This window comes from Flavobacterium defluvii (assembly GCF_900129555.1).
In the GTDB taxonomy this organism is placed as follows: domain Bacteria; phylum Bacteroidota; class Bacteroidia; order Flavobacteriales; family Flavobacteriaceae; genus Flavobacterium; species Flavobacterium defluvii.
Map to the genome: position 1 here is coordinate 71267 of NZ_FQWC01000011.1, position 12743 is coordinate 84009.

Below are 12743 nucleotides of genomic sequence, written 5' to 3' on the forward strand. Positions count from 1 at the left end.
TAATATCGGATATGACAAATTTTTAACTTATCCGATGTTAAGCTTATTCAATTGTCATAGATCGCAGTTTCATTCTGTAAGCTTCCAATGCAATAGATTTTGAAATGATTCCGAAGTATTTATCATTTCGCAAAACCGGAAGAAAAGCCGATTTCGATCTTTCAAATTTGGTCATCACAATTTCCATACTGTCATTTGAAGAAATGGTTGCCGGTGGTGTTTTCATAACATCTTTTATCAAAGTGTATTTAACGCGATATGCATTGAAAATAATTTCTCTAATATCATTAAAATGTACAATTCCAACCAGATCTTTTTCATTATTTACAACTGCAAAAACAACCTGATTAGAGTGTGAAATAAGATCGACAAGTTTGCTTAAATGATCTTCGGGATGAACAGTTAAATAATCGCATTGTATGATAGTATCAATATCTAATGTTGAAAGAATATTTGAATCTTTATTGCTGGTAAATGCGTGTCCTTTTTTGGCAAGATTTTTTACATCAAGCGAATATTTTTCAAAACGTTTAGAAATCGCAAAACTAATTGAAGAAACTATCATAAGCGGAATCATTAATCCGTAACCTCCTGTAATTTCTGCAATAAGGAATATCGCTGTAAGCGGCGCATGAAATAATCCGCTTAGAATTCCGGCCATTCCTACCATAGTAAAATTACTAATAGGCAATTTTGATAATCCGGTTAGAATGATAAACTTAGAAAAGAAATATCCTAAATAAGATCCTAAAAACAGAGAAGGAGCAAAGTTTCCTCCGTTTCCTCCACTACCAAGAGTAAGTCCTGAAGCAAATACTTTGATCATCATTGTACATCCCACAAAAAGAAGTAATACCCAATGATTGTTTCTCCAGCTGGCAAACAAAGTATTATCTAATAGCTGACCTGGATCGCTTTCGGATAAAGTTTTGATGCTTTCATAACCTTCACCAAAAAGAGTTGGGAAAATAAAAATTAGTAATGCTAAAAGTGATGAACCGATTAAAGCCTTTTTGTATGGTCCAATTTTTAATTCAGAAAAATAATGTTCGACTCTTTGAAAATTTCTTGCATAATAAACAGCCATAAATCCTGTTAATAAACCCAGAATTACATAAAAAGGAATATTATGATAATCGAATGTTTCTTGTTTTTTGAAAGATAAAAGTATGCTTTCATCTAATACAATTGCCGAAACCAAAGCTCCGGTTGCTGCCGAAATCATAATAGGCGTAAAAGCAGAAATACTAACATCTACCAATAAAACTTCAATAGCAAAAAGTACTCCGGCAATAGGCGCATTAAAAGCGGCTGCAATACCTGCAGCAACACCACAGCCAATAAGCAAAGTCCTGTCTTTGTAAGCGAGTTTGTAATTTTGGGCATAATTAGATCCAAAGGCAGCTCCGGTAATTACAATAGGACTTTCTAAACCTGCTGATCCTCCCAAACCTACAGTCAACGAACTTGTAACAATCTGCGCGTACATTTGCTTTTTCGGAATTATACTGGCCTTTTTTGCAACGGCATACAAAATCTGCGAAGTTCCTTTTTGGATGCTTCCGTTTAAAACTTTATTGACTACAAATACAGTCAGCATAATACCAATTATAGGCAGGATACTGTTAATGAAACTTAATTTTAAAATTCCGCTGATGTAAGTTGCAAATGAAAAAACACTGTGCGCAAAAGTTTTTAAAATGATTACTGCAAATGCACAGGAAATACCGACCAAAACACTTGATAAAAAAATGAATTGCTTTGGAGTTAAAATAGATTGTCCCAAAGCAATAATGCTTTCTAATTTTCGAAAAAGTTTTCTGATCATTGTATTTTTAAAAAGTTACGGAGAATGCAAATTTAGCTCTAAACATTCGATTTTGTGAAATTTTTCTACTAAAATCTTTTTTGGTTTAAAATCCCGCAGCTTTATCATCACCACGAAAATCGGCACCGCCTTCGAGGGTATTATCCGGTAAAACTAAAATAGCATCAACTTTTCCAATTACGGGTGTTGTTTTTTCGTTAATTAAATATCCTTTTGCTTTTAAACTTTCGATTGTACTGTAATTAAAAGTATTAGGCTCAAATGTAATTAAATCAGGAAGCCATTGATGATGAAAACGAGGCGCATTCACGGCATCCTGCATACTCAAATTATATTCGTAAACATTCAGGATAGTCTGCAATACAGAGGTAATAATTGTCGACCCGCCAGGTGAACCTACAACCATGTACAATTTCCCGTTCTTCTCTACAATTGTGGGAGTCATAGAACTCAGCATTCGTTTTTGCGGAGCAATACTATTGGCTTCGTTTCCTACAAGACCAAACATATTTGGTGATCCCGGTTTTGCGCTAAAATCATCCATTTCATTGTTTAAGAAAAAGCCTAATTCATCACAATAGTATTTTGAACCAAAACCGTCATTTATGGTTGTGGTGGCAGAAACGGCATTTCCAAATTGATCTACAATAGAATAATGTGTAGTTTCGGTACTTTCGTTATAGGTAATTTTTCCTTCTTTTATGTTTGATGATAATGAAGCTTTTTCTGAATCAAAATCCGACATTCTTTCTTTTAAATAAGAATCTGATAAAAGTCCTTTAATTGGAATTTTAACAAAATCCGGATCACCTAAAAATTGACTTCTGTCGGCGTAAGCTCTTCTTTCGGCCTCTACGATAACCTGTATTGACTGCTCAGAATTATGTCCCATTTTTGATAAATAAAATGGCGAAATCATTTTCAGAATCTGTGCCAGGCAAATTCCTCCGCTGCTTGGCGGTGCCATCGAAGTAATTTTTAAATCTTTGTATTCAAATTGAAGCGGATTTCTCCACTTTGCTTCATAAGATGCTAAATCTTTAAGTGTTATAATTCCGCCTTTTTTCTTAAGATAATCAACCAAAACCTGAGCTGTTTTTCCTTTGTAAAATTCGTCTCTTCCGTTTTTCAAAATACGTTTTAAAGTATTGGCAAGTGCAGGATATTTTATAGTATCGCCTTCTTTAAATTTTCCTGCCATTAAAGTATTCGGACCATTTGCTTTAACAATCGATTCGTGATAACTTTCAAGCTGTTTTTGTTGTTTTAGAGTTACAACTACGCCTTTTTCAGCTAAAGCGATAACAGGTTTAAGGATTTCTGAAATTGGCAGAGAACCTAATTTTTTATGAACTGCAAAAACTCCGGCTATAGTTCCCGGAACACCAATTGCCAATGGGGTTTCGGTGCTTTTTCCCGGAATTACATTTCCATCTTTATCCTGAAACATATTTTTTGTTGCAGCCAGCGGCGCTTTTTCACGGTAATCTAAACTGCCAACTTCGCCATTTGCTTTTCTATAAACCATAAACCCTCCGCCGCCAAGATTTCCGGCATATGGGTAAGCAACCGCAAGAGCTAATTCTGTTGCGGCCATGGCATCAAATGCATTACCGCCTTTTTTCATTATTTCAACACCAATTTTTGATGCTTCTATTCTAGCCGAAACGACCATTGCTTTTGATGCTGTTAAACCAGTTGGTGATGCTGTATTCTGGGCAAAACTATAAAATGATATAAAATAAAATAAAAGTGAAATTTTTTTCATAACAAGAACATATTTTATAAAATGGTTAGGTTTATAAGGAAAGTAATTTTTGTTTGGCATGGTGCTGAATATCCTCAAAAAAAAGAGTAAATTCCTGTTCAAATTCATTATAAAATTCTTTTAATTCTTCGCTGGCATACTGCATTTTAGAAATATTTTTAGATCTTCTGTCCATCTGAGTTAAAATTTGATGAATTCCCTCGACGGTTCTGTAGCTCAAAAGCCAGTTTCTTTCAATCATATAAGGCATCAGGCCTTGTGTTTTTTCGGTTAAAATAGGATAGTTTTGATGTAAAGAATTGTAAAACCGGTTGATAAAATCTTCGAGTTTTTCATCTGAATAATTTGTCCAGTTTTTGGCCAGAAAATGATCGTAAACTATATCTATAATTACACCCGAATAATGATGATATTTATCGTGAAGGCGTTTTGTGCTTTGTCTGAAAACATCATGCGAATCGGTATAAGTATCTATAAATCTATGTAAAAGAATTCCTTTCTGAACATCCTCTGGAAAATGTTCAAACTGTTTTCCGCGAATACCATCGGCCATAAAATTGCCAATTTTAATTAAGTCATTATCACCGGAAAGATATATGTGAGCTAGGAAATTCATTTTTTGTCAAGATGCTAAGGTTCTTAGATACTAAGAAGCTAAGTTATTTTAGTAAATGTATAAAAACTTTTTTAAATCGTTTTGTTATAAAATAATCACCATTTTACTTAAATATTTAAAGTATTTAAAAAACATTGGCATCTTCTTATCTAACAATCTTGACAATTGTAATAAAAGTAATTAGAGATTTCATTTGAAATAGTTACTGCAGAAAAAAAACTTAGTGTCTTCGTATCTCAGAACCTTAGTAACTTTTCTATATTTGTAATTAAATAACCATAACTCACAAAAATGACATTAATAAAATCAATTTCGGGTATACGAGGAACAATTGGTGGAAAAGTAGGAGATAACCTGACTCCTGTTGATGCTGTAAAATTTGCATCGGCATATGGAACTTTTCTTAAAAACAATACTTCAAAAGAAAAGCTTACTGTTGTAATTGGACGCGATGCGAGAATTTCGGGGCCAATGATTCATAATCTTGTTGTAAATACTTTAATTGGTCTTGGAATAAATGTAATTGATCTTGGACTTTCGACAACACCAACGGTTGAAGTGGCTGTTCCGCTTGAAAAAGCCGACGGTGGAATTATCCTGACAGCATCTCATAACCCAAAACAATGGAACGCATTAAAGTTATTAAATGAAAAAGGAGAATTTTTAAGCGGTGATGATGGTGCCAAAATTCTTGAAATTGCAGAAGCAGAAGCTTTTGATTTCTCTGATGTCGACAGTTTAGGTGAAATTATTTTTAATGACGCTTATATGGATATCCATATAGACGAAGTTCTAAACTTACCTTTAGTTGATGTTCAGGCTGTAAAAGATGCTAAATTTAAAGTTGTTGTTGATGGAGTAAATTCTTCAGGAGGGATTATTATCCCTAACTTATTGGAGCAAATGGGCGTTGAAGTAGTAAAATTATACTGCGAGCCAAACGGACATTTTCCTCATAATCCGGAACCTTTAAAAGAACATTTAACTGATATTTCTGAATTGGTTGTAAAAGAAAAAGCTCATTTAGGGATTGTTGTCGATCCAGATGTTGACCGTTTGGCTTTCATTAGTGAAGATGGTGAAATGTTTGGAGAAGAATATACTTTGGTTGCTGTAGCTGATTATGTTTTGAGTAAAACTCCGGGAAATACGGTTTCAAATATGTCTTCGTCTCGTGCATTGCGTGATGTTACAAATGTACATAGCGGAAAATATGAAGCAAGTGCAGTTGGAGAAGTGAATGTTGTTGAATTGATGAAAAAAAATAATGCAGTTATTGGCGGTGAAGGTAACGGTGGAATCATTTATCCTGAATTGCATTACGGACGTGATAGTCTGGTAGGTGTTGCTTTATTTTTGACACATTTAGCAAATAAAAAAATAACAGTTTCTGCTTTAAGGGTTTCTTACCCTGAATATTATATGAGCAAAAACAAAATCGAATTAACACCGCAAATTGATGTTGACGCGATTTTAAAAGCGATGACTGATAAATACAAAAATGAAGATATTTCGACAATTGACGGTGTAAAAATTGATTTTGCAAATGAATGGGTTCATTTAAGAAAATCTAACACAGAACCAATTATTCGTATTTATACTGAAGCGCCTTCGCAAAAAGAAGCAGATACTCTGGCACTTCGAATTATTGATGAAATTAAAGAAATTGCAGGGATTTAATTTTTGCAGTTTTCTATTAAATAAAAAACGCCTTCATTTATTTGAAAGGCGTTTTTTTATTCAATTAGAATTTTTAATTCTTTATAATTTTCATTGATTTTTTTACTGAACCATACGAAACATTTACAATGTAAACCCCGCTTGATAATTTATCGCCAATTTTAATGTCTTCATTTGTAGAATAATCATTTGATGAATAACAAATTTTGCCGTTTGCATCAATAATTTTTAGAGATAAAGGTTCTGTGGTGAATGATTTTATATGAAGCGTAGACTGAACCTTAATAGGGTTTGGATAAATAGTAAAAGAATCCTTTTCTGATTTTGGATCATTTACTCCTAAATTTGCAGCAGCAACATCAATGTAATTAAAATTCATATCATCTGATTTGAATTTAATTTTCAAATAAACTTCTCCTTTTGGAAGTGTAACACCGCTTACAAGTTTATCAGCATACGTCTGCCAGCCTCCAGTTGCAGGAAATGTTTCATCGGTTTTTACCACAATATTATTAACCAAAATATCAAATTTTCCCGGAATAGTTGGCGAAGCAACTCTAAAAGTCAGATTGTAAGTTCCGGCATCAGCAACATTAAGCATAAATTCGTTCCAGTCGCCTTTCTCAATAAAACATACATTTTGACCCGTTCCGGAATCTGTCGTATTTTGAAGTCCTGTTCCTTTTCTTCTATAATGTTTATTAGCTGTAATTCTTCCCGGAACATTCATTTTTTTAGTTGTATAACTTTCGTTGATATAAGCAGTTCCGATAGGTTTTAAAACACCGCTAGTTGGACTTAAAAGCTGTCCTTCAAGCATATCTGTCCAGTTTGAAGGAACTCGGCCTGTAAACCATGAATATCTGTAAATATCAGGATCGTTTTCAAAACTGCTTACAATTTGTTTCATAAAAGCAATTTTATCAGTTTCAGACTGAATTACACGGTTTGCAAACTCAGTTACCCAAACCGGACGGTTGTAATTTTTTAAAAGTCCAGTTACACCTATTACAGCGCCAGCGGTAGCATCATAAGTATGAAAAGCAATATAATCGACTTTACAATTAGGACATAAAAGAAAAAATTGATCATGCCATGCAGTAGGACTGCTGTAACCGCCGTAATTATCAGGTCCGTTATAAGCAGGAGAAGCACTCACAATTTCCAGATTTTTTGCAGCAGCGACTTTTTCAACATTTACCCATGCATTTACGGCTTCTTGCGGGGTTAAACGTGCGCCGTCATTAAAATTAGGTTCATTAAAAGCTAGAAGATATTTTGCTCCGGGTTTAATACGATCAATAAAAGCTTGTAGATCGGCATCGTTTAATTTTCCCCAAATCATTGGGACATATTCAACTCCAAGATTTGCATAATTAGCATTGGTATCATTTTCAGGAAGTGATCCCCAATTGTACCACCAGGAAATCCCGGGTCTAAGTGCCTGTAAATCGGCAGTAGAATTATTTCCATAAGCAATTCCTCGTTTTGGACTTTGGGCAAAAGCCGAAAGCGAAACGGTTATTAATGAAAATGTAAAAAGTAACTTTTTAATCATGGTTAAAATTTTGATGAGGTTTTTTATTTGATTTAGTTAACTTCAAATTTATTGGGTTTGTACATTTTTTCGATCAAAAAAAAATATTACAAAAACCCATCAAGATATATTTAAATGTCTTTTAAAACCTTCTCTGGAGTTTTTAGACTTTTAAAAAAGAAAATCCAAAAAGCAGTAATTACTTTTTGGATTTTCTTTTGTAGTTATTTTACGCGATGCTTCCATCTTTTATGCGTCCATAAATAAAATTCAGGAGCTTCGTAAATTTGTTTTTCAACTTCTTTTAGGTATTTTTCTGTAATATCAAAGTTTTCATATTCTTTAGGATCATCTGCAATAGGAAGAAATGTAGCTTCATAATGGCCTCTGGAAACTTTTTTAACTTTTACCATAATTACACTTAAATCGTATTTTTTGGCCAGCATTTCAGCACCAGTATGTACCGGAACTTCAATTCCCATAAATTTCATCGAATGAAAAATTCTATCCAGTTTAGGAGATTGGTCGCTTGCTAAGCCATACATACTTAAAATTCCTTTACGCTGGTTTTGAGCCATTGTTGGAATTGCTTTTCTGGTTTCGATCATTTCAGTATTGTATTTTGAACGTATTTTTCGAACCAATTTATCAAAATATGGATTGGCTAGTTTTTTATAAACCGCAATTCCCTGAAAACCAATTTTAGGATTAATTGTTAAAAGCCATTCATAACTTGCATAATGTGAGGCTACAAGAATTACACTTTTTCCTTTTTTGGCATAATCCAGTACAAGATCAATATTAGTTACATGAAATCGTCTTTCCATTTCCTCTGGAGATATGCTCATGGTTTTTACCATTTCGAGAAACATATCACACATGTGTCTATAGAATTTTTTTTCGATATTTTTTCTTTCGGAATCGCTTAAATGCGGTAAAGTAAGTGCAAGATTTTCGCGAACTACTTTTTTACGATATCCAATAATTCGATAAACTAAAAAGTATACAAAATCTGAAAATAAATAAAATAAGCGAAATGGAAGTATAGAGATTAGCCAAAGTAAAGGGAAGGCTATTATATAAACAATAAATTGCATCTAATATTTTTTCTGCAAATATAAAGTAAAAATGAATAGGCTCGATATTTTGGATTCTCATCAACTTATGTTTGATATTGACTATCTTTACATTTCACATTAAATAATATTTATGAATACCATCTTAATTGGAATTATAGTTGCCAATGTATTGATTAGTTATAAAGGTTTTAACGATCTTTATTTTTTTAGAAAATATGAATTTCATGTAGGAAGCATTCGCGCAGGAGAACAAATCAGAATGCTTTCGTCTGGGTTTCTGCATGCAGATTTTATGCACCTGGCGTTTAATATGCTGACACTTTGGTTTTTTGCACCAGTTGTAACAGAATGGCTTGGTAGTTTTTCTTTTGCTTTGATTTATTTTGGAAGTTTAATTTTTGGAAGTTTATTAACGATGCTCTTTCATAAAAACGATTATAGTTATCGTGCTGTTGGTGCATCCGGAGCAGTTACAGGAGTTTTATATTCAGCCATTTTGCTTCAGCCTGATATGACGCTTGGGATTTTTGGTATAATTCCGATTCCTGCTTATCTTTTCGGAATTTTATATTTATTATATTCAATTTATGGAATGAAAGCTAAAAATGATAATATTGGTCATACCGCACATTTTGGAGGCGCAATTGGCGGATACTTAATTACTTTGATAAAAGAACCTTCGTTAATTTCAGATCATACTTTTATTGTTGTTTTACTTTTAATTCCAATTTTAATTCTTTTTGGAATGGCTAAATTGGGAAAATTATAATGCTGGCATAACTTTTGAAATGCCTTTATCAAATAACTTAAAATATAACAGAAATGAGAAAACTAGTATTATTTTTAACAATCATGTTTATGACTATGTCTTACGGCCAGGAAACCAAACAAATACCTCAAATTAATGTAAATGGAGAAGGAAAAGTAAAAGTAGCGCCAGATCAGGTTTGTATTTCAGCTACAGTTGAAACAAAAGGGAATAATGCTAAAGACGTCAAAAAACAAAATGACGAAAAAATAGACGCGGTTTTAAAATTCATTAAAAAAATGAATCTTCCAGCTGCTGATTTCAAAACTAAACAAGTTGCTCTTAATCCACAATACGATTACGAGAAAAAGAAAACAAGCTACAATGCAACACAAACTGTAGAAATTGTTTTAAAAGATTTGTCTAAATATGACGAATTAATGGAAGGTTTAGTTCAACAAGGAATTAACCGTATTGACAGAGTTTCTTTTGAATCTTCAAAATTAACTTCATTACAATCAGAAGCCAGAAAATTAGCAATGAAAGATGCTAAAGCAAAAGCAGAAGATTATGTTTCTGTATTAGGACAAAAAGTTGGTAAAGCCTATGTGATTTCAGATAATTCACAAATTTATCACCCACAGCCAATGTATGCGGCAATGAAATCAATGGCTGCAGATAATGCAGAATCAGCAAACGAAACTTTAGCAATTGGCGAAATCGAAATCACTGCAAATGTAAGTGTGAGCTTTATTCTAGATTAAGTTTTTAAATCAAAATAGTTAAGAATCCAAATTCCGGTTTTACAATCGGGATTTGGATTTTTTTTTATACTATTATGAAGAAAAAAAATGACCGGATTATTTAGCGGTATTTCGTTAGCCTTTTTATCTATTGCGAAATGAAGTTGCTGCTTGAATTATTTGAAATGTTTAAATTGTTGATTTATAGTTCATTATGAAAAGGGAATGATTTTAGAATATCATAACTTTGAATTATTAAATCAATTAAAAATGAAAAATAGAAGAACATTCCTTAAGCAGACAGGTCTTGTAAGTTTAGCAACTTTATTGCCTATAAATTCATTATTTGCCGGTGATTTAAAAACAAATGAATTAGCAGGCAATGAAAACTCTGTTAGCAAATGGGCAGACGGATCACGTTTGGTAGTATCAATATCCATGCAGTTTGAAGCTGGAGGACAGCCCGTAAATTCAGAAAGCCCTTTTCCTCAAAATATGCAAAAAGGATTTGTTGACCTTCCTGGCGAAACCTGGTATCAATACGGTTACAAAGAAGGAATTCCGAGAATGCTCGATAATTGGGATAAATTTGGAATAAAAGTTACCTCGCACATGGTTGGTTCTGCAGTTTTAAAAAATCCGGCTCTTGCTAAAGAAATTGTAGAAAGAGGACATGAAGCAGCAGCACATGGCATGAATTGGTCAACACAATATTCTATGGATTATGAAACAGAAAAAAAGTTTATCAAAGATGGGGCAGATGCAATTAAAAAGGTCACGGGTTTTGATCCGGTTGGTTATAATGCAAATTGGCTGAGACGTGGTCCCAATACATTAGAAATTTTGCAGGAATTAGGTTTTAAATATCATATTGATGATTTAAGTCGCGATGAGCCATTTTTGATAAAAGTAAAAGAAAAAGATTTTGCAGTTGTACCATATACAATTCGCTGCAATGATATTGTACTAATTGAAGGAAAGAATTTTAGCGCAGATCAGTTTGCACGACAGGTAATAATGGAATTTGACCAGCTTTATAAAGAGTCTGAAAATAAACGTAGACAAATGTCTATCAGTTTTCATGATCGTATAGGAGGAACACCTCAAATGGTAGCAGCAGCTACAGAAATTATCACCTATATACAAAAACATAAAGGTGTTAGTTTTAGACGAAAAGATGAGATTGCCAAAATGGCTTATAATGATAAAAGTATCTTACGGGAATGATTTACTTTTTAAATTGATATTACAGATATAGGAATGATTTAATACTTTTTAAATCATTCTTTGTTTTCAAGCTGCACATTAAATTTACCATAAAAAGGATTCTCAGCCATTTGTGAATGTCCAATTACTAGTAAATAATCCCCCTTTTGTTTCAATTGGATTTTTAAATCCATTCCAAAAGGACCATCCGAAGTTTTATCAGGAAATATAATTTGGTTGAAACGAATGTTTCCTTTACCGGTACTTGGTGTAATTTGTGCTTTTAATTCGCCCGATTTTTCATTTTTAAATTTTACATAAACTCTTGAATTAAGAGAATCTATCGAACCCTCGGCTGTATATAAACCGTTCTTATTTAAAGAATTCATGAAAATAGTGTCACCTATTTGTTTGTTCTCTATTTCATTATCTATCTTGGCCGGTTTTGTATTAACTGAATCTTGAGTAATAACAGATACACTTTTGTTTTCCTTTTGCTGGCATGAAAAATGGAAAATAGCGATTAATAGCATTGAAAATTTTTTCATAGTTATATTTTTTAATAAGTATTTCAAATTTATGCCTTCTTAGTTAATTATAGTTACATAATACAGGTTGTATTTTGTAAGATATAAACATAAATCCCATCATTAATTTCAATTAAACAATACAATTAAAGATTAATTATAAAAAGCTATCTCATTTTTGTGCTCTAATAATAAGAAAAAAACTATTTTTTGATTTAAAAAGTATTTTGACAATCATTTTTATATTAATTTTGTTTAGACCAATTCTAAATAATAAAAATGAAAAATTTTCTTATTGCCGATTCTGAAAACCTGCACATAATTGGATTGAGGCACACGCTTAAAAAGTTGGTAAAAGCACCTAACCTGAAAGTAGTAAATTCAAGAGAAGACTTGTTTAAATATTTGGATAAAAATGATGTGGAATGCCTGATTATTGACCCCAATAATATTTTTTTGTTTTATGATGATGATTTGAAGATTATTAAAAAAAATTATCCGGCATGTAAAATAATAATCTTATCGTATTTCAAAAATAAACAAACGATTGACAGTTTCCTAAAAGATAATATAAATGGTTTTATATCAAAAGATTGTGAAGAACAAACTATTTATAATGCTTTATACAAAATCCAGAATGGGGAACGCTATTTATGTCCCAAAACTTTAAATACCTTTCTCGATGTTTTCGCTTTACCAACTCCGCAAAGTGATGAAAAACTTACCTTAAGAGAGTTTGAAATTTTAAAACAAATTGCAAAAGGCAACAATGGCAAAAATATCGCATCGCAGCTTTTTATTAGTATCCATACCTTCAGGACACACAGGAAAAATATAATGAAAAAGACCGGCAGGCATACTACTTCTGAACTGATTCTCTACGCTTTAGAAAATAAAATAAAGTAATTTTCGTATAATTTAATAATATTTTATGCTTTATTTCCTACTATAGTTGAGGTATTTTCTGTACCTCAATTATAGAAATATTTTTCCCTTTTTTATGGTATTGAT

The 12743-nt window shown here is 32.4% G+C and carries 11 protein-coding genes; 5 read left to right on the plus strand and 6 right to left on the minus strand.

What is annotated here, in order from left to right; genetic code table 11:
• Positions 1-43: 43 nt before the first annotated feature.
• From BUC29_RS19255 to BUC29_RS19265, 3 genes are all read right to left on the minus strand, one after another.
• Positions 44-1828, minus strand: a complete 1785-nt coding sequence (locus tag BUC29_RS19255) for a chloride channel protein (protein ID WP_073417919.1) — start codon at positions 1826-1828, stop codon at positions 44-46.
• A gap of 85 nt (positions 1829-1913) precedes the next feature.
• Complete coding sequence (gene ggt, locus BUC29_RS19260) at positions 1914-3596, minus strand: gamma-glutamyltransferase (RefSeq protein WP_073418033.1); 1683 nt, start codon at positions 3594-3596, stop codon at positions 1914-1916.
• A 31-nt stretch (positions 3597-3627) separates the two neighbouring features.
• On the minus strand, positions 3628-4212 hold the full coding sequence (locus BUC29_RS19265) for an acyl carrier protein phosphodiesterase (protein WP_073417921.1): 585 nt from the start codon (positions 4210-4212) through the stop codon (positions 3628-3630).
• 291 nt (positions 4213-4503) lie between these two features.
• Here BUC29_RS19265 and glmM point away from each other — a divergent pair, with 291 nt between their 5' ends.
• Positions 4504-5892, plus strand: a complete 1389-nt coding sequence (glmM, locus tag BUC29_RS19270; protein WP_073417923.1) for a phosphoglucosamine mutase — start codon at positions 4504-4506, stop codon at positions 5890-5892.
• Between the two features lie 73 nt (positions 5893-5965).
• Here the strand turns inward: glmM and BUC29_RS19275 are convergent, their stop codons facing one another.
• Together BUC29_RS19275 and BUC29_RS19280 are read right to left on the minus strand one after the other, a co-directional pair.
• Positions 5966-7450, minus strand: a complete 1485-nt coding sequence (locus BUC29_RS19275; protein WP_073417925.1) for a glycosyl hydrolase — start codon at positions 7448-7450, stop codon at positions 5966-5968.
• Between the two features lie 203 nt (positions 7451-7653).
• On the minus strand, positions 7654-8526 hold the full coding sequence (locus tag BUC29_RS19280; RefSeq protein WP_073417926.1) for a lysophospholipid acyltransferase family protein: 873 nt from the start codon (positions 8524-8526) through the stop codon (positions 7654-7656).
• 112 nt (positions 8527-8638) lie between these two features.
• Between BUC29_RS19280 and BUC29_RS19285 the strand changes: the two genes are divergently transcribed.
• The 3 genes from BUC29_RS19285 to BUC29_RS19295 all read left to right on the plus strand — a co-directional run bounded on the left by BUC29_RS19285 (position 8639) and on the right by BUC29_RS19295 (position 11226).
• Positions 8639-9277, plus strand: coding sequence for a rhomboid family intramembrane serine protease (locus tag BUC29_RS19285; RefSeq protein ID WP_073417929.1), 639 nt, complete (start codon positions 8639-8641; stop codon positions 9275-9277).
• A gap of 53 nt (positions 9278-9330) precedes the next feature.
• Positions 9331-10020, plus strand: coding sequence for an SIMPL domain-containing protein (locus BUC29_RS19290; RefSeq protein WP_073417931.1), 690 nt, complete (start codon positions 9331-9333; stop codon positions 10018-10020).
• Between the two features lie 249 nt (positions 10021-10269).
• On the plus strand, positions 10270-11226 hold the full coding sequence (locus tag BUC29_RS19295; RefSeq protein WP_073418035.1) for a polysaccharide deacetylase family protein: 957 nt from the start codon (positions 10270-10272) through the stop codon (positions 11224-11226).
• Between the two features lie 53 nt (positions 11227-11279).
• On the opposite strand, the gene BUC29_RS19300 is transcribed toward BUC29_RS19295, so the two are convergent.
• A complete protein-coding gene (locus tag BUC29_RS19300) occupies positions 11280-11753 on the minus strand; it encodes a hypothetical protein (RefSeq protein ID WP_073417933.1) in 474 nt (157 codons plus the stop codon).
• A gap of 258 nt (positions 11754-12011) precedes the next feature.
• Here BUC29_RS19300 and BUC29_RS19305 point away from each other — a divergent pair, with 258 nt between their 5' ends.
• The gene (locus BUC29_RS19305; RefSeq protein WP_073417935.1) at positions 12012-12638 is read left to right on the plus strand and encodes a LuxR C-terminal-related transcriptional regulator; all 627 of its coding nucleotides are present in this window, start codon (positions 12012-12014) and stop codon (positions 12636-12638) included.
• The last annotated feature ends 105 nt before the right edge of the window (positions 12639-12743 follow it).